Origin of the sequence: Streptomyces rimosus (assembly GCF_008704655.1) — a bacterium.
In the GTDB taxonomy this organism is placed as follows: domain Bacteria; phylum Actinomycetota; class Actinomycetes; order Streptomycetales; family Streptomycetaceae; genus Streptomyces; species Streptomyces rimosus.
The window spans coordinates 318,420-338,573 of record NZ_CP023688.1 but is presented as its reverse complement, the minus strand read 5'-3'; the positions used below and the strand labels follow the sequence as shown (position 1 = coordinate 338,573).

At 71.1% G+C, this 20,154-nt stretch carries 12 protein-coding genes and 3 pseudogenes; 8 read left to right on the top strand and 7 right to left on the bottom strand.

Features of this window, described 5'->3' with window-relative positions:
• From CP984_RS01400 to CP984_RS01385, 4 genes and pseudogenes are all read left to right on the top strand, one after another.
• Positions 1-1,263, top strand: a complete 1,263-nt coding sequence (locus CP984_RS01400) for a cytochrome P450 (protein WP_003980550.1) — start codon at positions 1-3, stop codon at positions 1,261-1,263.
• Positions 1,264-1,290: 27 nt separating this feature from the next.
• Positions 1,291-6,873, top strand: coding sequence for a type I polyketide synthase (locus CP984_RS01395; protein ID WP_003980551.1), 5,583 nt, complete (start codon positions 1,291-1,293; stop codon positions 6,871-6,873).
• An 88-nt stretch (positions 6,874-6,961) separates the two neighbouring features.
• Positions 6,962-10,705 (top strand): annotated as a pseudogene (locus CP984_RS01390) (type I polyketide synthase); the annotation flags it as partial.
• A gap of 440 nt (positions 10,706-11,145) precedes the next feature.
• A complete protein-coding gene (locus CP984_RS01385) occupies positions 11,146-11,679 on the top strand; it encodes a GNAT family N-acetyltransferase (protein ID WP_003980553.1) in 534 nt (177 codons plus the stop codon).
• Positions 11,680-12,020: 341 nt separating this feature from the next.
• Here CP984_RS01385 and CP984_RS01380 read toward each other — a convergent pair whose 3' ends face one another.
• Positions 12,021-12,647: a flavodoxin family protein gene (locus CP984_RS01380; RefSeq protein WP_033019591.1), complete on the bottom strand. Its 627-nt coding sequence runs from the start codon at positions 12,645-12,647 to the stop codon at positions 12,021-12,023.
• A gap of 119 nt (positions 12,648-12,766) precedes the next feature.
• Positions 12,767-12,916: a hypothetical protein gene (locus CP984_RS41030; RefSeq protein ID WP_156100281.1), complete on the bottom strand. Its 150-nt coding sequence runs from the start codon at positions 12,914-12,916 to the stop codon at positions 12,767-12,769.
• Between CP984_RS41030 and CP984_RS42905 the strand changes: the two are divergent.
• A pseudogene (locus tag CP984_RS42905) lies at positions 12,909-13,115 on the top strand (IS481 family transposase); the annotation flags it as partial. The gene CP984_RS41030 and the pseudogene CP984_RS42905 sit on opposite strands and share 8 nt — an antisense overlap.
• A 520-nt stretch (positions 13,116-13,635) precedes the next feature.
• Here the strand turns inward: CP984_RS42905 and CP984_RS01370 are convergent.
• Positions 13,636-14,025, bottom strand: coding sequence for an ATP-binding protein (locus CP984_RS01370; protein ID WP_003985812.1), 390 nt, complete (start codon positions 14,023-14,025; stop codon positions 13,636-13,638).
• 779 nt (positions 14,026-14,804) lie between these two features.
• On the opposite strand from CP984_RS01370, the gene CP984_RS01360 reads away from it, so the two are divergent.
• Both CP984_RS01360 and CP984_RS42900 read left to right on the top strand, forming a co-directional pair.
• Positions 14,805-15,143, top strand: coding sequence for a MerR family transcriptional regulator (locus tag CP984_RS01360; RefSeq protein WP_003979251.1), 339 nt, complete (start codon positions 14,805-14,807; stop codon positions 15,141-15,143).
• Positions 15,144-15,340: 197 nt separating this feature from the next.
• On the top strand, positions 15,341-15,610 hold the full coding sequence (locus tag CP984_RS42900; RefSeq protein WP_003985811.1) for a transposase: 270 nt from the start codon (positions 15,341-15,343) through the stop codon (positions 15,608-15,610).
• Between the two features lie 271 nt (positions 15,611-15,881).
• Here the strand turns inward: CP984_RS42900 and CP984_RS41780 are convergent.
• Positions 15,882-16,178, bottom strand: a pseudogene (locus CP984_RS41780) (SCO5918 family protein); the annotation flags it as partial.
• 460 nt (positions 16,179-16,638) lie between these two features.
• Here CP984_RS41780 and CP984_RS01345 point away from each other — a divergent pair.
• Positions 16,639-17,349, top strand: a complete 711-nt coding sequence (locus tag CP984_RS01345) for a hypothetical protein (RefSeq protein WP_030186020.1) — start codon at positions 16,639-16,641, stop codon at positions 17,347-17,349.
• 207 nt (positions 17,350-17,556) lie between these two features.
• Here the strand turns inward: CP984_RS01345 and CP984_RS01340 are convergent, their stop codons facing one another.
• From CP984_RS01340 to CP984_RS01330, 3 genes are all read right to left on the bottom strand, one after another.
• Complete coding sequence (locus tag CP984_RS01340) at positions 17,557-17,760, bottom strand: cold-shock protein (protein WP_003985808.1); 204 nt, start codon at positions 17,758-17,760, stop codon at positions 17,557-17,559.
• Between the two features lie 923 nt (positions 17,761-18,683).
• Positions 18,684-19,040, bottom strand: a complete 357-nt coding sequence (locus CP984_RS01335) for a hypothetical protein (RefSeq protein WP_003985807.1) — start codon at positions 19,038-19,040, stop codon at positions 18,684-18,686.
• A gap of 140 nt (positions 19,041-19,180) precedes the next feature.
• Positions 19,181-20,128, bottom strand: coding sequence for an SDR family NAD(P)-dependent oxidoreductase (locus CP984_RS01330; RefSeq protein ID WP_030185314.1), 948 nt, complete (start codon positions 20,126-20,128; stop codon positions 19,181-19,183).
• Between the last annotated feature and the right edge of the window lie 26 nt (positions 20,129-20,154).

Below are 20,154 nucleotides of genomic sequence, written 5' to 3'. Positions count from 1 at the left end.
ATGTCAGTGCCGAGCCGCCCGCCGGCCACCGTGCTCGACAACCCGCTGCACGCCCTGCTCGACCGGGAGGTGCTCGCGAACCCCTACCCGCTGTTCGAGCGGTGGCGGGAGCAAGGTCCGATGTGGACGTCGGACGGTTCCCTGCTGCTGAGCGACCACGCCAGTTGTCTGGCGGTGCTCAAGAGCCACCCGACCATGGGCAGTGACACGTTCAACGCGCCGGGGATGCGGGAACTCTTCGGCGACCGCGGCGACGAGCCGGTGCTCAACTCGATCTTCTTCATGGACGATCCCGGACACGGGCGGCAGCGGAACCTGGTCAGCAAGGCATTCACACCACGGATCACCGCGCGCTTCGAGCCGTGGATCCGCGAGATCGTGGACGAACTGCTTCGCGACTGCCTGGCCGACGGCGAGTTCGACGGCGTGCAGGACCTGGCCGCGGTGCTCTCGCTGCGGGTCATCGCGACGCTCCTGGGCATCCCGCGCGAGGACATCCCGATGCTGCGGGAGTGGTCCAGCGACATGGCGCTGTCCACGGAGCTGCCCACGCTGGTGGCCAGCTTCCACTCCACCGCGATGTTCGACCGCGAGGAACTCGTCCGCATCATCCGTACCACCACCGAACTGCACGGCTACTTCGCGAACCTCATCCACAAGCGCCGCCGCAACCCCGGCGAGGACCTCATCTCCAGTCTGATCTCCACGCAGGAGAACGGGCGCGGACTGAGCCGGCGTGAGGTGACGAACGTCGTGGTGACCGTGTTCACCGCGGCCCACGAGTCCACCACGAACCTGATCACCAACGGCCTGCTCGCGATGTCGCGCCACCCGGAGCAGTTCCAGCTGCTCCGGCAGAACCCGGCGATCGTCGGCGACGTGGTCGGCGAGGCGCTGCGCTACGACTGCCCGATCATGCTGACCGGCCGGGTCGCGCTGCGGTCCGACCGGATCAACGGCATCGACATCCCCGAGGGCTCGGTGGTCACCCTGGTCCTCGCGTCCGGCAACAGGGACGAGCGGGTGCACCCGAAGGCGGATCGGTTCATCGCGGACCGGAAGCCGGCCGTGATGAACCTCGCCTTCGGCGCCGGCGCGCACTTCTGCCTCGGTAGCAGTCTGGCCCGGCTGGAGGCGGAGATCGTGTTCGGTGAGCTGGCTCGCCGGCTGCGCGGCTTTCACGTGCACGAGGACTCACTGAGCTATCGCAGGCACGTGGTCGTCCGCGGCCTCGACACCGAACGGATCACTTTCCAACTCTGACCGGCCATCCGTCGCAGGGAGTCGCTCATGCCCGACGAAGTCAGTCCCGATGAAGTCAGCACGCTCCGGCACTATCTGAAAAGGGTCACCGCCGATCTGTTACGCACCCGCGAGCAGTTGCGTGACGCGACCGAGCAGTCCGCCGAGCCGATCGCGGTGATCGGCATGTCGTGCCGGCTGCCCGGCGACGTGGCCTCGCCCGCCCAGCTGTGGGACCTGGTGGCCGCGGGCACGGACGCCATCTCGGCTTTCCCCGAGGACCGGCACTGGCCGATCGAGGAGCTCTACGACCCCGATCCGGACTCCCAGCAGGCGCGGCGGACCTACGTGCGCGAGGGCGGCTTCCTGAGCGGAGCGGGCGATTTCGACCCCGCGTTCTTCGGGATCTCCCCGCGCGAGGCGCTGGTGATGGATCCGCAGCAGCGGTTGGTGCTGGAGCTGGCCTGGGAGGCACTGGAGTCCGCCGGCATCCTGCCGGACTCGCTGGTGGGCGAGCGGGCCGGGGTTTTCGTCGGCGCGTCCAGCAACGACTACGAGATGCTCTGGCAAGGCACCGACCAGTTCTCCCAGTACGGCATCACCGGCAACACCATGAGCGTGATCTCGGGCCGGATCAGCTACGCCCTGGGCCTCCACGGCCCGGCCCTCACCGTGGACACCGCCTGCTCGTCCTCCCTGGTCGCCGCCCACCTCGCGATGCGGGCCCTGCGCGCCGGCGAGTGCCCGATTGCGCTGGCGGGCGGTGTGACGGTGCTGAGCACTCCGGAGACGTTCGTCGAGTTCTGCGGCCAGGGCGTCACCTCCCGGGACGCCCGGATCAAGGCGTTCGCGGCCGGGGCGAACGGCTCGATCTGGGCCGAGGGGGCGGGTCTTCTCGTACTGGAGCGGCTGTCCGACGCGCGGCGGCACGGCCATCAGGTGCTCGCGGTGCTGCGCGGCTCGGCGGTCAACTCCGACGGCACCAGCAACGGGCTCTCCGCGCCCAACGGCACCGCCCAGCAGGAGGTGATCCGTACCGCGCTCGCCGACGCCGGACTGTCCGCCCAGGACGTCGACGTGGTCGAGGCGCACGGCACCGGCACCCCGCTCGGCGACCCGGTGGAGGGCACCGCGCTGGTGGCGACCTATGGACAGAACCGGCCGCCCGGCCGGCCGCTGCTGCTGGGCTCGCTGAAGTCCAACATCGGGCATACGCAGGCCGCGGCCGGCGTGGCCGGCATCATCAAGATGATCATGGCGATGCGGCACGGTCTCGCGCCGAAGACGCTGCACGTGGACAGCCCCACCCCGAAGGTGGACTGGGGAGTGGACGGGGTGAGCGTGCTCGCCGATGCGGTGCCCTGGCCGGAGACCGGCCGGGCGCGCCGCGCCGCCGTCTCCTCCTTCGGGATCAGCGGCACCAACGCCCATGTCGTGCTGGAACAGCACGTCGAGCCAAAGGCGCCGGAGCCCGCGGTGCCGTCCGCCGGTCTGGTGTGGACGGTGTCGGGCCGGACCGAGGACGCGCTGCGCGCCCAGGCGACCCGGCTGCTGGCCTTCGCCGAGTCCGGCCACGCTCCTTCCGCCGAGGGCCTGGCGTACGTGTTGGCCACCCGCCGCACCCACTTCCGCCACCGGCTGGCAGTGCCCGGCCGGGACCGGGCCGAACTCATCTCCGCGCTGCGCGGCCACCTCGACACCGGGCGTGTCCCCGATGTGGCGGTGGGCACCGCGGCCGGCGGCGGGGTGTGCGTGCTGTTCACCGGCCAGGGCGCGCAGCGGCCCGGCATGGGACGGCAGCTCGCCGCCTCCTTTCCGGTGTTCGCCGAGGCGTTCGACGAGGTGTGCGAGCTGTTCGACCGGGAGCTGGAGCGTCCGCTGCGGACCGTGCTCGATGGCGAACCGGACCTGCTCGACCGCACCGACTACGCCCAGGCCGCCCTGTTCGCGGTGGAGGTCGCGCTGTTCCGGCTGATGCACTCCTGGGGTGTGCGCCCGGACCTGCTGCTGGGACATTCGATCGGGGAGATCAGCGCGGCGCACGTAGCCGGGGTGTGGTCGCTGCCGGACGCGGTCCGGCTGGTGGCCGCCAGAGGCCGCCTGATGGCCGCGCTGCCCGAGGGCGGCGCGATGCTGTCTGTACAGGGCACCGAGCAGGACCTGGCCCCCTGGCTGGCGGGGCGCGAGCGGCGGGTGTCCGTCGCGGCGGTGAACGCCTCGGACACGGTGGTCGTCTCCGGCGCGGACGAAGACATCACGGAACTGGAGGCCGACTGGGCGGGCCGGGGCCGGCGGACCCGGCGGCTGCGGGTCAGCCACGCGTTCCACTCGCCGCTGATGGAGCCGATGCTGGCCGAGTTCGGCACGGTGGTGGCCGGGTTGACGGCGCATGACCCGGAAATCACGGTGATCTCCAACGTCACCGGCGAGCCGGCCACGGCGGAGCAGTTGCGCTCGCCGGAGTACTGGACTGAGCACGTCCGGCAGGCGGTGCGGTTCCACGACGGGCTGCGCACCGCACGCGAGGCCGGTGCGCGCGTCCTGCTCGAACTGGGCCCGGGCGCCGTGCTTTCCGCGCTGGCCGGGCGCGATGCCGGACCGGACGAGGCGAGGGTCCCCACCCTGCGCGGGGCCGATCGGGACGAGACCAAGGACGTGCTGCTCGCCCTCGGCGCGCTGCACACGCACGGCGTGGAGGTGGACTGGCCCGCCGTACTGCCCGCCGCGCCCGCCAGGACGGCGGACCTGCCCGGCTACGCGTTCCAGCACGAGAGGTACTGGCTGGTGCCGGACGGGAACGGGCTGAACCTGCGTTCCACCGGGCTGCTCCCGGTGGGCCACCCGCTGCTGGGCGCCATGGTGTCCGCGGCCGAGGGCGACGGCGTGCTGCTCACCGGCAGGCTGTCCCTCCAGTCGCACTCCTGGCTGGGGGGCCACCGGGTGCGCGGCATCCCCCTGCTGGCCGGCACCGGCTTCGTGGAACTCGCGCTGGCCGCGGGCGAGCACGTCGGCTGCGACCTGCTCGAACAGCTGACCGTCGAGGCGCCGCTGGTCCTGCCGGAGCACGGTGGGGTGTCGGTGCAGGTGGTGGTGGGCACCACCGAGGAGACCGGCCGCCGCCCGGTGCGGGTGTACTCCCGGCCGGAGGGCGTGGGCCGGACCGAGCCGGGCCCCTGGCGGTCCCACGCCTTCGGCTACCTGGGCATCCGCACCGCGACGCCGGACACGACCCTCGCGCACTGGCCGCCGCGGGATGTGCGGGAGATCCCGGTGGCGGACGTCTACGACGAGGTGGTGGAGGGCAGGCACTTCAGCTACGAGGGCGCGTTTCGAGGTCTGCGGACCCTCTGGCAGCGCGACCATCCCGACGGGAGCTCGGAGATGTTCGCCGAGGTCGCCCTGCCCGCCGAAGCGGCGGGGGACGCGAAGCGCTACAGCCTGCATCCGGCGCTGCTGGACGCGGCACTGCACGCGGTCGGCCTCGGCCCCCAGCTGGACGGGATCGACGAGGGCAACGGCTCGATGCCGTTCTCCTGGTCGGGACTGTCGCTGTTCCGGGCCGGAGCCTCGACGGTGCGGGTGCACGCCACCGGCGGGAACGGTGACGTGGCGATCACACTGGCGGACGAGACCGGTGCCACCGTGGCCACGGCGGACTCCCTGGTGTTCCGGCCGCTGCCCGCCGACGAGTCCTACCTGCTGGGACCGGCCGAGGACGGCGCGGAACTGCTCGTACAGGACTGGGTGCCCGTACACCGGCCATCCACAGTGGACGATTCCGGTGAGTGGCACGACCCCGGGACCGGCGGGCTCGACCTCGCGGCGCTGGCGGACGCGGAGGGCCCGGTGCCGCCGGTGGTGGTGCTACGCCCGGCCCGTCCCGCAGGGGACGACGTCACCGCACGGGTCCGCGCCGCGCTCACCGAGCTGACCGGATACCTGCGAAAGTGGCTCACCGACCAGCGGTTCGCCGGTTCGCTGCTGGTGGTCCGCACCGAGCGCGCGCTCGGCGTACGTACGGGTGACGAACCCGACCTGGCACTGTCCGCGGCCTACGGGCTGGCTCGCTCGGCACAGAACGAGTACCCGGGTCGCCTCCTGCTGGTCGACGTCGACGAGCCGGCCGACACCGCGTTGCGCGACGCGGTCGCCGTCGCGTCCGCGGCCCGTGAGCCCCAGGTGGCGTTGCGCGCGGGCGAGCTGCTGGTGCCCCGGCTGCACCGCGACGACCGTCCGGCGGAGAGCGACGACGGCTCGGCCGCCCGCACGCCCGATCCCGACGGCACCGTACTGATCACCGGTGGGCTCGGGTCGCTGGGCCGCACGCTGGCCCGGCATCTGGCAAGCCGGGGCGCCCGCAGGCTGCTGCTCCTCTCGCGCCGCGGCGCGGAGAGCCCCGGCGCCGCGGAACTGGTCGCCGAACTCGCCGAACTCGGCACGCACGTCGAGCTGGCCCGCGGCGACGTCGCCCGGCGGGACGACGTGGCCCGGGTGCTGGCCGAGGTGCCCGCGGCACACCCGCTCACCGCCGTGGTCCACGCGGCCGGTGTGCTGGACGACGGCTTGGTGGAGTCGCTGACCGAGGGGCAGGTGGAGAACGTACTGGCGCCGAAGGCCGACGGAGCCTGGCACCTGCACGAGCTGACCCGGGAGCTCGATCTCGCCGCATTCACGTGTTTTTCCTCCGCCGCCGGCGTGTTCGGCACCGCGGGCCAGGGGGCATACGCCGCGGCGAACGCCTTCCTGGACGCGCTCATGAACCAGCGGGCCGCCGCCGGACTCCCGGCCCGCTCGCTGGGCTGGGGCCTGTGGGCGCCGGACAGCGGGGCCGGCACGACCGACGGGATGGGCGGCGGACTGGCCGCCGCCGACCGGGCCCGCATGGACCGCACCGGTATCCGCGCCCTGACCGTCGCGCAGGGCCTGGCCCTCTGGGACACCGCGACCGGCTCGGACCGGGTCCACCTGGTGCCCATCGGGCTGGATCCGGTCACCGTGGCCGGCCTGGGAGAGGAGGGCATTCCGCCGTTGCTGCGCGACCTGGTCCGCCCGGCCCGCCGCCGGCGCTCCGCGCGGTCCGCCGCGCCCGCCGAATCCCCGGCGGACCTGGCCCGCAGGCTGGGCCGGCTGAGCCCCGCCGAACGGGACCGGCAGCTGCTCAACCTGGTCCTCGGGCAGATCGCGGCCGTGCTCGGCTACCCGTCCGCGGACGGGGTGCCCGCGGACGGTCCGTTCGGAGACCTCGGATTCGACTCACTGAGTTCGGTCGAGCTGCGCAACCGGCTCAACACCGCCACGGGTCTGAGCCTGCCCGCCACCTTGGTGTTCGACCACCCCACTCCGGCCATCCTCGCGGCGCACCTCGGTACGGAGGTCGCGCCGGATGCCGCCGGCGCGGAGGAACCGGCGGACGGCCCTGCCGAGCGCGGCCCGGATCGGCTCTTCGGACTCGCGCAGGCGGTGGAGGAGGCGCTGGCCGGCGAGGACGCGCAGCGTGACGCGCTGCGCGGACGACTGCGGGAGGCGCTGCGCGCGCTGGACGGCGAGCCGGGGCCCGGGGCGGACGAGCTGAGCTCGGCCTCCGTGGACCAGCTCTACGCCTTCGTGGACCGGGAGCTCGGCGATGCGTGAGCCGGCAGCCGGGGCCGCCCGGCCGAACGGAGAGGAATCGAAAGCTGTGGGCGAGGATCCGAAGCTCGTCAAGTACTTCCAGCGGGTCACCGCGGAACTCCAGCGCACACGGGAGCGGTTGCGGGAGCTGGAGAACCCCGTCGACGACCCGGTGGCCGTGGTCGGCATGGGCTGCCGGTTCGGCGGTGGGGTCGGCTCCCCGGAAGAGCTGTGGGAACTGCTCGCCGCGGAGCAGGACGTGATCACCGGGTTCCCGGCCGGCCGCGGCTGGACCGAAGACCAGATCTACCACCCGGAACCGGGCACGCCGGGCCGCTCCTACGTCCGGCACGGTGCCTTCCTCGACGACGCGGCCGACTTCGATTCCGAGTTCTTCGGCATCTCGCCGCGCGAGGCGCTCGGCATGGACCCGCAGCAGCGGGTCGCGCTGGAGGTCACCTGGCAGGCGCTGGAGTCGGCCGGTATCGATCCGGGCGGGCTGCGCGGCAGCCGTACCGGCGTGTTCCTCGGACTGTCCAACGCGGACTACGTCACGGGGGTCCGCGAGATGCCCGAGGACATGCTGGGCCAGCTCTCCATCGGCAACGCGGGCAGCGTGACCTCCGGCCGGCTGGCCTATGTGTTCGGCCTGCAAGGGCCCGTGCTCACGGTGGACACCGCCTGTTCCTCGTCCCTGGTCGGGATCCACCTGGCCGCGCAGTCGCTGCGCGCAGGCGAGTGCAGCCTGGCGCTCGCGGGCGGGGTGACCGTCCTGTCCAGCCCGCTGCTGTTCATCGACTACGCCCGGCATCGCGCCCTGGCGCCGGACGGGCGGTGCAAGCCCTTCTCCTCGGCCGCCGACGGCACCGCGTGGGGCGAGGGCGCCGGGATGCTGGTGCTGGAGAAGCTTTCCGACGCACGTCGCAACGGCCACCCGGTGCTCGCGCTGCTGCGCGGATCGGCGATCAACTCCGACGGCACGTCCTCCGGGTTGACCGCCCCGAACGGAACCGCGCAGCAGCAGGTGATCGCCGACGCGCTCGCTTCGGCCGGCCTGTCGCCCGCGGACGTCGACGCGGTGGAGGCGCACGGCGCGGGCACCGCGCTCGGCGACCCGATCGAGGCGCAGGCGCTGCTGGCCGGGTACGGCCGCCACCGCGGCGACCGGCCGCCGCTGCTGGTCGGCGCGGTGAAGTCCAACCTCGCCCACACCCAGGCCGCGGCCGGAGTCGCCGGCGTGGTGAAGATGGTGCTGGCCATGCGGCACAGCACGCTGCCCAGGACCCTGAACATCGACACGGCGACTCCCCGGGTCGACTGGGCGCAGGGCGGGGTCGAACTGCTCACCAGCGCGGTCCCGTGGCCGCGCGACGGGCGTCCCCGGCGGGCGGGCGTGTCCGCGTTCGGAGTCGGCGGCACCAATGCGCACGTGATCCTGGAGGACCCAGGGCCCGACCCGGACACCGGGCCCGGCGACCGGGCCGTCCCGCCACTGCTGGCCTGGACCCTGTCGGGCAGGACCGAACAGGCGTTGTCCGCGCAGGCCGCCGCGCTCCACGAGTACCTCGACCGGGCGCGCCCGGATCTGCTGGACCTGTCGTGGTCGCTGGCCACCGCCCGGGCGCACCTGCCGCACCGCGCGGTGGTGTTCGGCTCCCGCCCGGCCGACCTCGCCGCGGGCCTGACCGCGCTGAGCACGGGCCGGAACGACATCGGGAGCGTCACCGTGGCGGTCTCCGGCACCGCCGTGCGGAACGGCACCACCGCGTTCCTGTACCCCCACGAGTGCACCCCGGCCGTGGTGCGCGCGTTGGCCACGCAGTACGCCGAGGCCGAGCCGTTCGCCGAGCACCTCTCCGCATGTGCGGCAGTGCTGGCCGGGCTGACCGGCTGGTCTCTGACGGACGTGCTGCGCGGTGACCCGAACGTGCCATCACTGGACCGGCCGGACGTGCTGGCCCCGGCCACGCTGGCCGTGCTGACCGGCGTGACACGAGTGTGGTGCGCGTCCGGGGTGCGCCCGGCGGCTTTGGCGGGACACGGACCCGGCCGGCTGGCCGCGTCCTGGGCGGTCGGGTGGCTGTCCCTGTCCTCGGCGCTGCGGATCGCGGCCGGGCGCCCCGCGGGCGAGGGACCCGACGTCGTGGATGCCCCGCCCCTCGCACCCGGTGCGCCGGTGCTGTGCGGGGACACCGGCCGTTGGCTGCGGGACCGCCCGGCCGAGGACGACTACCGTACGGTGCCGGCTGCCGAACCCGGCTCGGCTGCCCGCGAGCTGTGGGCCGACGGCCACCGACTGCTGCTCGTGTTCGGTGGGGACACCGCGGGCATGGCCGCCGCACTGTCCGACGGCCCCGCCGTGCTGGCCGTGCCGGAGGAGACGGAGAGCGCGGTGACCGGATCAGCGGCGGTCGTGCGCGCGCTGGGCCACGCGTACGTGATGGGCGCGGCGGTGGACTGGCGTGCCGTCCTGGCCGGCGCCGGCGCGCGGCGTATCCCGTTGCCCGGTTACGCCTTCCAGCGCAGCCGGTACTGGATCGAGCGCGAGTGGACCATGCCGGTGCTGCTCTCCGACGATGCCGGGACACGCGAGCCCGATCGGCGCTCGCCCGCGGCTCTGCTGTGGGCACTGCCCGAGCAGGAGCGCACGCGCCACGTCGAGACGCTGGTGCGCGAGTGCCTCGACCGGGCGCTGGGCAACGGACCGGACGACCAGGTCGACGCCGAGGGCACGTTCCGCGATCTCGGGATGGACTCACTGGGCGCGGAGGATCTGCGCGATCAACTCACCACCGGCGCCGGTGTGGAGATCGAACTCGCCGACGTGCTGAACTATCCCACGGTGGTCGATCTCACCGAGCGCGTGCTGGAAAAGCTGGCCGCTTGCGCCGAGGAGGGCACGCTCGACGAGATCGCGGGGACCGCCCGGTCCGGGAACGAGGTCCCGCAATCCGGCACCGGGCCGGCGGACCCGGCGCCCGAGAACGCCGACGAGAGCGACGGCAGCCTGGCCTCGTTCTACATCCGGGCAATCCGCAGGGGCCGGATCAATGTCGCCCTCCGCCTGGCCCGCGCGGCCTCCGAAACCCGCGACACGTTCGACCAGGACGATCCGCGCGATCTCGCCGAACTGCGCAAGGTGGGGGCGGGCGCGGGCGGCCCCACGATCGTCGGCCTCACCCCGCCGATCTTCCCCAACCTGGACCTGCCCTACTCCTACCTGCACGCCGGGCTGGACCCCGCATCCGACGTATGGTCACTGTGGTCGCCCGGATTCGCGGGCGAGGCCCCGCTGCCCGACGACCGCGCCGCCCTGATGCGCATGCTGGCAAAACCGCTGCTCCGTGAGCTGGACGGCACCCCGCTGATCATCGCGGGCTACTCCTCGGGCGGCTGGCCGGCGCACGACCTGGCCAGGCACCTGGAACAGACCGGCGTCCCCGTCACCGCACTGCTCCTGCTGGACTCGTACCTGCCGGAGGAGCAGATGGACCAGACCGAAACCCGCAGCGAGTTCATGCGTGAGCAGATCCGACGACGCGACCTCATGGGCATGTCCCTCGACCGCCCGGACCGGACCGTGACCACCAGCGGCCAGATCGCGGCAATGGGCGGCTACAGCAGGATCTACAGCGACTGGCGGCCCGGCCCACTGAAGGCACCGATCCTGCACCTGCTGGCCAGCGAGGTCGTCGCGGGCGTGCCCACCAGCTCGGAGGACCACCCCTTCCCACCCGAACTGGCGCACCGCGTACGCAAGCTGCCCGGCGACCACTTCACCATTCTGTCCCAGCATGCTGATCTGATCTCAGCGAATCTGCATGACTGGTTGAGGGAGGTGCGGCCTGTGTGACTCCCGACGCTGCGGAGGTACTGGAGCGCTTCGCTTTCGGCCACGGTGGTGCTGTCGGTCGGATCGGCGAGCAGGGCCAGACGCGGGGATTCGCGGACGGTGGCTGCCTGGGCGCCCCCATGGCCTTCGTAATGCAGGGATTCTGTCCTCGATGAGGCTCGTGATCACGCCGACCACTGGGGCGCCTGGCCTGCACAAGTGCAAGTCAGGCGTCTTTCTTGGGAGGCGCATGGCGGCACTGACCTGGTGTGATGCCGGCTGCGGCCGCCGTTGGGGGAGTGCTGGTCCGTGTAGTGTCCTTGTTCAGGTTCAGTACGGTTCCGATGCTGGCCCAGTCGGTGCCGCGGCGGCGGGCGCGCCGGAAGCGGGCCGCGGCGGCCGGTGGTGGCACGGGGAGCGCCGATTACAGGTGAGGCGCTTGTCTTCGGCAGGATGGTGCCATGACCGAGATCCGCACCCCCCGCCTCCTGCTCCGTCGGTGGCACGACGACGACCTCGCGCCCATGGCGGACATCGACGCGGACCCGCGGGTCATGCGCTGGATCGACGACGGGTCGGTGCACGACCTGGAGCACACGGCGGAGGCCATCGAGCGCTGGGAGGAGGAGTGGGACGAGGAGGGTTTTGGGCTTTTCGCCGTTGAGCTGCTGGCCTCGGGGGAACTGGCCGGCTGCACGGGGCTGTCCGTGCCCGAGTTCCTGCCGCAGGTGTTGCCCGCCGTGGCGATCAGCTGGCGGTTCGGGCCGCAGTTCTGGGGCCAGGGTTACGCTTCCGAAGCCGCCCATGCCACGCTGGAGTTCGCGCTCCAGGACCGTGGCCTCGATCGTGTCATCAGCATCAGCCAGGTGGGTGACGACGCCTCCGAGAACATCATGCGCAAGCTGGGCATGGAGTGGGAAAGCGAGACGGCACACCCGGTCCACGGCCGTCCGCTGCGCGTCCATGCCATCGATCTCACAGAGTTCCAGGCGTGAACCGGTGCAAGGTCAGGGGCTTGGTCCCCTGTGCCTGAGGTCCGGTGCGAGCGTGCGGTAACCCTTGCCGCATCCGCCACGTACTGCGACCACGTGGTCAGGTTCTGCGGGCCTGCGTTCGGACCTTGCGGGCTGGCGGCGGGAGAATGCTGCTGGAAGAGGCCGGGGTGCACTGCCGGCCTCCCTTGGACCCGTGTCGCGGGTATGCGGCTCGTCACCGTTCGGGCCGGCTCGTCATGGCGTGTACAGGTCCCCGCGTACGGGCGGCACGCGCGGAACGGGGCGCGTGGGCCGGGCGCGGACCTCGCCCCCGCGGGTGCCCGGCACCGGCGGATGGCGGGTCAGGCGGCGACGGCGGCTCGGCCGGCGGCGTAGACCGCGGCCTGGGCGGCGACGCGGCGGCCGAGGTGGTCGGCGGTGGCTATGTCGGCCTTGTGGACGCCGTCGGGGCCCCGGTCGGTGTCGGTCTGGGCGCCGGCGCCCAGGTAGAAGCCGAGGCGGTTGAGGTCGTTCTCGGAGGCGGTGGTGGAGTGCCAGCCGGGCAGTAGGCCGAGGCTGACCCAGTGCATGCCGTGCTGGGCGGCCAGTACGGTGAAGAACTGCAGGGTGTGCAGCTTGTCGCCGCTCTTGGAGCCGGAGTTGGTGAAGCCCGCCGCGAGCTTGTCCTGCCAGGCGCGGGTCGTGTAGCGCTTCGAGGTGGCCTCGGCGAAGACATGGAAGGCGCCGGACGCGGTGCCCATGTAGGTCGGCGAGCCGAAGACGATCGCGTCGGCGGCGTCGAGCAGGTCCCACTGCTCCTCGGTGATCTCATCGACCTTGACCAGGTGGACGGTCGCCCCGGCATCGGCGGCACCGTCGCGCACCGCCTCGGCGAGCACCGCGGTGTGGCCGTACCCCGAGTGGTAGGCGACGGCGACGACGGGCGGGACGGCAGCGGCGGAAGAAGCGGTCGGGGCGGGCGTGGTCATGGCGGAGCTCCTCAAAATCGTGCCGCGTGGCGCGGGGCGAGGCGGTCAACTAGCCAAAGGGGAGCACTGAAATCTAAGAACCTTATTTAGATGTGCTGTCTCGGGAGGCTGGTGCCGCCTCAGCGCCGGGTGGCGGCGCTGCGGCGGACGGTGTCGGGGAGGGGCCGGCTGCGCCAGGTGGCGAGCTGGGTGTACGCGGGTGGGATATCGGCACTGATGCCGACTCGTCCGAGGGCCTTGGCGGCCGCTGCGGTGGTGTCGGCCACCATCCACCGCGTCCTGGTGCGACGCGGGCCGAACCGGCTGCGCGACCTTGACCCGCCGACCGGCCAGCATCCGCCCGAGGTCATCCGCTACGAGCACGACCGGGTCGGTGACCTGGTCCACGTCGACCTCAAGAAGCTCGGCCAGACGTATCTCCACTCCGCTCTCGACGACCATTCCCGGCTCGCCTACACCGAGGCCCTGGAGGCACGAGAAGGCCCCGCGCGGGCTTAGGTGGCGTTCGAGGGCGGGGAGGTAGTTCCAGCGCAGGCCGGGGTGGGCGGAGTGGACGTAGTGGTGGAGGTCGCCAGACAGGTCTTATGCCAGTCGCAGGCAAGGCTGGACATCAGCTGATGCGGGCTCCGTGTTTGGCCGCTGTCCCGCATCCGGGACCGGCAGGGGCGGCTCCTACGGCTGCCGTTTCGAACCCGTACGAGCCGCCCCGCCGGAACGGCGGCCCAGCCAGCGGGCACTCTCAGCCACCGCCCGGCAGCAGAATATGTTTCCGCAGCTCAACGACGCACGACAAGGGCGCACACGCCACCCGTACGGCGGCCCGGACCGGCCGCGGAGGCCTGGCTGAGAAGTCCTGTTCACCGGCACGGTCCGGGGCCGGCCGGGGGACGAAAAGTCGTACCGCACGGGCGGGCCAGAGGCCCGCGGTCCTTGGCATGCCGGCTTTCGGCAGCGGGTCTCAGCGACCCCAAGAGGGCCGACGGTGGCGCTACCGGGGGAGGAGGGCGCTGACGGTTTTGCCGCCGGAGGGCCTAGGGGTGATCGCGGTGGTGTGGGCGAGGCGGGTGACCAGGGGCCAGCCGAATCCTCCGGTGCGGCCGTTGAGGTCGGGGGTGCGCGGGCGTGGCGGCTGCGGGCTGGGGTCGTGCACGGCTACCTCGATGCCGTGCGGGTGCGCGGTCAGCTCCAGGGTCCAGGTGCCGCCCGCGTGGCGCAGGGCGTTGGTGACGAGTTCGGAGACGACCAGGAGCACGGTGCCCGCGGCCTCGGACGTGACCGGAGGCAAGAGGCCGTCCAGGAAGGCCCGGGCGCGCTCGCGGGCGTCGGCGGCGGAGTTCCCGGAGCGGGCGGGGGCGGCGCTGAGGTTCACCGTGTCCATCAGGTCACCTGGTCTCTGACTCGTCCATGCCCGGTCCCGCCTGTCTGCTGCGTGTGCCCCGGCCTGCCGCCCGCTACTCCGGCGGTGCGGGCTGCGCCTCGGCCCCGTCACCGTTCGAAGCCGATTATCTCTCGGTCGAACACGCAAAAATCTATGTCGGCCGGAGTAGACATTTGGCGGGGGTGTGGTTACGATTTCTCTCGTAACCAGAAGGACCGCAGGGCCCGGCAGGGACGAACTGCCGGGCAGCAGGACCCGCACATGCAGCATGCAGGACGGTGCGGCGGTGGAGTCCCGAAGCCACGGTTGCAGGATGGCGACGGGGCTGACGGCCGCACCGGGTGGCCCGCAGTGTCAGGGGCCGCCGTGAGCAGGACCCCGGTGAAGGCGTCGGCTGCAGGCGCGCGCACCGGACGTAAGGCAGTGAGCCTCACGCCGCAGGACGGGCAACGGGGCTGGCTGTCGGAAAGCGGCGCTGTCACAGGCCGCTGAGCAGTTCGCAGTACAGTAGTTGATCACTGAGGGAAGGACGGAGGAGCGAGCGCCATCAGGATCGCCCGGGCGCACGTGTGAAGTCCGGGTACCGCAGGACATCGATAGTGAGGTGGTCTCCGGTCAAGCAACCGCGATCCCCGCAGTCCCGGCAGCTTTTCGGCCGGGCCGGCGGATACAGAAGGCCGGCGCATTAGCAAGGCCGGCAGATGGTGTAGCAGTTCCTTCGGGGCCCGGGTGCCTGTACGGCATCCGGGCCCCTCGACGCGTTCCATGAAAGAGGTTCGATGACAGCAGACGACTCGTACGGCCGGATCGACGACGAGGACTACCCCGCGTACACCATAGGGCGGGCCGCCGAGATGCTCGGCACCACCCAGGGCTTCCTGCGCGCCATCGGCGAAGCGCGCCTGGTCACCCCGCTGCGCTCCGCCGGCGGCCACCGCCGCTACTCCCGCTACCAGCTGCGTATCGCCGCCCGTGCCCGCGAGCTCGTCGACCAGGGCACCCCTATCGAGGCCGCCTGCCGCATCATCATCCTCGAAGACCAGCTCGAAGAAGCCCAGCGGATCAACGCCGAATACCGCCGCGCCGCCGAACGGCCGAACCCGCCGACCGAGCCCTGAGACGGGCGGGGCCAGGCGGGCTTCACCGTCAGCAGAACCTGCGCGGCAAGCACCAACCGGTCAGCCCCCGACCGCCCCATCGGCCCGCACCATCACGCGCTGGCTCCTCACCCACCCCGACGCCCTTACCGAAGGCGACCGGCCCCACCTCAAGGTCGTCCTGGCCAACTGCCCCGAACTGACGGCGCTCTCCGAGCATGTGCGCTCCTTCGGCCACATGGTGGCCCACCTCCAGGGCCACCAGTTGCCCTTGGATCGAAGCCGCCACGTCCGCTGCCGGCCTGCCCAGCCTCCGGGGCTTCGCCCAGCATCTCGAACGCGACCTCGACGCCGTCACCGCCGGCCTCACACTGCCCTGGAACTCCGGCGTCGTCGAAGGCCACGTAAACAGGATCAAGATGCTCAAGCGCCAGATGTTCGGCCGCTCAGGATTCGAACTCCTCCGCAAACGCGCCCTACTGGCCTGACCTGGGAACCATCAGCTGCACGACCTCGCTCGCCCGCGTCCAAGTCCCGCTGAGCACCTGCGCGCATTCGACGGGCATCCGCAACCATGCGACGAGCTGTCTCACGCTGCTGCAGGGCATGCGCTCTCACCACGGAGTTCCGCTCGTGCATCTCCCGCCTCCAGGCCACGCTGCCCACCTCAAGCATTCCCATCACAGCCCCCTCGGGCCGAGCTCGCCGGGCCGGAGCATGGCGACAAGAGCCTGAATGCAGGTTACTCCGCACACCGAGGCCAGTGCTTACCAGCACGGAAGCGTGCTGGAGCGGGCTGAGGGCGCTTACGGGTGCGGCCTCGGGGAGGGTGTGGCAGGTGAAGCCGAGCCGCGTCATGGCCCGGACGGCTTCGTCGGCGGTGAAATCGCGGTGGTCCTGGCCGGTGATGACCTGGCCGACTTGCTTGACGGGATAGCGGCGGCGGCCGATGGCCACGAATTCACCGGTGCCGGCTTCGGGCGTGATGCCCTTCATCGACTCCAGCACGCCGCTCTTGGTGAGCTCGAAGGGGAAGCGGGCGATGACACAGCGCATGAGACCTCACAAGGAGAGGGGAAGAACGGCCCGGCCGGGGCGAAACCGTTCAGCGGGAGGAGGGGCGAGGACGCCCGGAGCTTCGCCTTGCTCATCGACCACCGGCAGGTACGGAATGAGCGCATCCGTCACCTGCTGCGCCAGCTCGCGTGTCGGTACGAGGATCACCCCCGGCAGCTGACCGGGCTCGGCACGCTGACCAGCGGTGCGGGCTGTCGGATGAGAGAAAAGAGTTCAGCGCCCGAGCTTTTGACCTGGGCACTGAACTATTGCGTGCGCGTTTCCGACCGGTCCTTTAGCGCACCTATCTGTTCAGCGCGCAGAGCGGGGCTGGCGATCTTGACTGGTTCGCCCGGTCGCGTTCGGTGCGCCGGCTGCGGCAGTGCCCGGCGGCGAACGTCCTGGTCGGTGTCATGCTGCGTGGGGCGTCCCGCCGTGAGCAGGGCTGGAGCTGACCGCGTTGGGAAGGCGGCTGACCAGTGAGCTGGAGGCGTTGTTCGGCAAGGAGCTGGTTGCTGAGTTCGGCCGGATCTACCAGGAGCCGGCCTCGCGGACGGGCGCCGCCTCCCTGTTCCCGGCGCTGGTCGTCGACCGTCCGCTGAAGGAGGGGATCGAAGCCGAGGAGGTGCTGACCGGCCGGGAAGAAGTGGTGGTGGTCACCGGGGCGCCGACCGAGGGAACCGAGTTCGAGATCGATCAGGTCTACGAGAGGCGGGTGAAGTTCGTACGGTTCCGCTGCGACCGCGAGTCCAACGAAGCCGGCAGCGACGAGGTCTACTGGGCGAGCGGCGCGGCCGGTGACAGCCAGGCCCAGATCGTCATGCTCACCCCCGAGTACGGTGAGATCCATACGGGCACGGTGAAGAATTTCGGGCCTGACGCGTTCTGGTGCAAGGGCGCGGCCGAGAAGTTCGTGGGCGGCAACATCCAGGTCTGGGAGGCCGACCCAGGCGGTGGTGGCAAGAACAAGGCGCGCCAGGTGCTGGCGGCCATCGCCCGCGAAGTCGCCAAATCCGGCCTGGAGGCCAGCCCCTCGTGGGAGGCGGTGTTCCTGGGGTTGGTGGCTGCCGCGGCATCCCTGGTCGGGGCGGCATGGAGAACTTCAAGTATGGACCGACAGCAAAACAAAACCGGCCGACAGGAAAGCGCGCGGGAGCAGGTGCTGGAATAGGTGACGCATCGAAAGGCGTAAAGCCCAGGCGTCGACTTCGGTGTAGCTCTTCAGGGTAATTCTGCACTTGCGAAACGGGGATCCGCATGTGGCGAGGCTGCACATTCCTCCGCGTCGTCCCGCCGGTGAAACCGCTGCGGGAATTGCGTGCAGCTGGGGCCCGCACCCCGAAGGATGCGGGCCCCAGCTGCGAAGTGTGCGTCAGTGTCAGGCCGGAACGATGTTCTCGGCCGTCGGGCCCTTCTGGCCCTGCGCGATGTCGAAGTTCACCTTCTGGCCTTCGAGCAGCTCACGGAAGCCCTGGGCGGCGATGTTCGAGTAGTGGGCGAACACGTCGGGGCCGCCACCGTCCTGCTCGATGAAGCCGAATCCCTTTTCCGAGTTGAACCACTTCACGGTGCCAGTAGCCATGTCATATCTCCTTTGGGGCAGTACATCGGGGTCCGCACTGCGCGGACGCCGTGTCGCCGCAATGATTACCCCGCCCGGAAAATGACCGGAAATACAAAAACGCTCCCACCGGCTGGAGCCGAGTGAGGGCACTTGAAGCTCGGGAACCACAACTGCAACTGAGATCGACAGTAGCACGCCGCAGCGGCCCCCGTCACTTGATTAATTCCACTCCGCTCACTGCGGCAAAAACTCTCATCACACGGTCCGTCAAACTTTCATCTCGCGGACACAGATATTGGCCAACCCGGAGTGCAACCTCCGGAAAAAGCGAAGACTTCAGCCGCAAGCGGGGCCGGCAGGCCGTGACGTCGCCCGGCCCTCCGCCGGACCTCCACCACACTGCGCAAGCTCGCCGCCGGCTGTCCGGAAACGAAAGCCGCCGTCACTCCCGCGAGCTGTTGGGGAAGCCGGTGGCCTTCAGGCGAAGACGGGGACACCCGTAATCGTCCTGGGCGACCGGGAGCCAGCCGCCAGCGGTCCGCCATGCTCGTGACTGCGAGTCGCAGGAGTCGTGCCGTGTGCCTTCTCGGCCGCGGCGGCGTCCTGCCCGGCGGCTTCGGCTGCGGCGCGGGCCCAGCGTGCTGCGGCGTAGGCACCGTCGACGTTCTCGGCGGCCTTGTGTAACAGCGCGGCGCCCCGCGGCCGGGCGATCACCCGGGCGCGGGGCGCCGACGACGAGTGGAGTGTGGCGACGTACGAGACCTGCCCCGGGCGGCGCGGCGCACTGCCCGGCCAGTTCCCGGCCGAGGCGTGCCGGTACTCGGGCGCGACCTCCTGTCGCGGAACCGACCGGCACTTCGGGTGCCGCTCCAGCCGCCCCGATCGGCCCCAGCTCGGCCGGGCCCACGCCGCGTGCAGCGGCTTACCGTCGCAGTGGTCGTTCAGTGGTCGGAATAGCTGAAATCGCCTACGGTCCAGGAACTGACGTCCTCGATCGCGACACGGTACATTCCGCCCGTCTCGGGGATCCCGACCGTGCCCTGCAGGATCCGGGCGACATGAAAGTGCAGATGCGTAGGCGGCCCGTTCATCACGGGGGTGTCGAAGACGGCGGAGAACTCGCCCACGCGGTCCGAATCCGTCAGTACCTCCGACACTCTCTGCCGCCACACGGCTTCGGGAGCCAGCCGACCGGTGATGACAGCACCACCGGTGACCACGGTCAGGGACATCTGAGTGCTTCGCCCGGACTCCACCAGGGCGGCGACCTCAACAAGCAGCTCGTCAGGCTTCGACATGGGACAGATTATATTTACCGGCCAGCCAGCTGCTTGACCAGCGGCTACCGGGCAAAACGGGTGCTTACTGTCCTGCCGCCGGAGCCCCGACCGTCGGGCGGCGGAGCGCCGGACGAGCCGGCGCCTCCTATCAGCGCGGGCTACATCGGGATGGCCGCTCCGGAGGAAAACGAGTTCTGCTGGGACTGAACGACGGGGAATTTCACGCCGGTGAGGTCTTCGGAGACGGCCCACAGCCGCTGTTGGACGGCTACCTCGTACGACTCCGGGCTGGAGGTGACCAATCGGGGGTGGCCCTTGACCTCGTTGCGCCCGCCGGGACCGTAGTACTGGCCGCCGAGCGCGCCGGGGTCGGTGGCGGCGCGCAGGGTGGGCAGGGCGCCCATGGCCGGCGTCTGGGTGATCAGCGGCGCGAGCCAGGTGACGGGCAGGCGGAGCGCGGCGGGGGTGTTGCGGATGAGGTCGGTGTTGGACACGCCGGGATGGGCGGCGACCGCGATGGTGGTGCCGTGCGCGGCGAGCCGGCGCTGCAGCTCGTACGTGAACATCAGGTTGGCCAGCTTGGACTGACCGTAGGCAGCGGCCCGGCTGTACGACCGCTCCCACTGCAGGTCGTCGAAGTGGATCGCGGCCCGGATGCGGTGACCGGTGCTGCTGACCGTCACCACGCGCGAGCCGGGCACCGGCAGCATCAGGTCCAGCAGTAGCCCGGTGAGCGCGAAGTGGCCGAGGTGGTTGGTGCCGAACTGCATCTCGAAGCCGTCGGCGGTGGTCTGCTTCGGGGTGTACATCACGCCGGCGTTGTTGATCAGCAGGTCGATCCGGTCGAGCCGGGACCGCAGCGCCGCCGCCGCGGTCCGGATGGAGTCGAGCGAGGTCAGGTCCAGCGCCTGCACGGTCACGTCGCCGGTCATGCGGGCCGCGGCCTGCTTGCCCTTCTCTGCGTTGCGCACGGCGAGCACCACTGACGCCCCGCGCTCGGCGAGCGCCTTGGCGGTCTCATACCCCAGTCCGGTGTTGGCCCCGGTCACCACGGCCACCCGCCCGCGCTGGTCCGGAGTGTTCACTGTCGTCCACTTCTCGCCCATGTCGGGCCCCCAGCCAGGTAACGTAC

What these genes read in the sequence shown, in the direction of transcription:
- CP984_RS01400 (WP_003980550.1), top strand. Translation starts at nt 1, where the DNA reads ATGTCAGTGCCGAGCCGCCCGCCGGCCACCGTGCTCGACAACCCGCTG.
- CP984_RS01395 (WP_003980551.1), top strand. Translation starts at nt 1,291, where the DNA reads ATGCCCGACGAAGTCAGTCCCGATGAAGTCAGCACGCTCCGGCACTAT.
- CP984_RS01385 (WP_003980553.1), top strand. Translation starts at nt 11,146, where the DNA reads ATGACCGAGATCCGCACCCCCCGCCTCCTGCTCCGTCGGTGGCACGAC.
- CP984_RS01380 (WP_033019591.1), bottom strand. Translation starts at nt 12,647, where the DNA reads ATGACCACGCCCGCCCCGACCGCTTCTTCCGCCGCTGCCGTCCCGCCC.
- CP984_RS41030 (WP_156100281.1), bottom strand. Translation starts at nt 12,916, where the DNA reads ATGGTGGCCGACACCACCGCAGCGGCCGCCAAGGCCCTCGGACGAGTC.
- CP984_RS01370 (WP_003985812.1), bottom strand. Translation starts at nt 14,025, where the DNA reads ATGGACACGGTGAACCTCAGCGCCGCCCCCGCCCGCTCCGGGAACTCC.
- CP984_RS01360 (WP_003979251.1), top strand. Translation starts at nt 14,805, where the DNA reads ATGACAGCAGACGACTCGTACGGCCGGATCGACGACGAGGACTACCCC.
- CP984_RS42900 (WP_003985811.1), top strand. Translation starts at nt 15,341, where the DNA reads ATGTGCGCTCCTTCGGCCACATGGTGGCCCACCTCCAGGGCCACCAGT.
- CP984_RS01340 (WP_003985808.1), bottom strand. Translation starts at nt 17,760, where the DNA reads ATGGCTACTGGCACCGTGAAGTGGTTCAACTCGGAAAAGGGATTCGGC.
- CP984_RS01335 (WP_003985807.1), bottom strand. Translation starts at nt 19,040, where the DNA reads ATGTCGAAGCCTGACGAGCTGCTTGTTGAGGTCGCCGCCCTGGTGGAG.
- CP984_RS01330 (WP_030185314.1), bottom strand. Translation starts at nt 20,128, where the DNA reads ATGGGCGAGAAGTGGACGACAGTGAACACTCCGGACCAGCGCGGGCGG.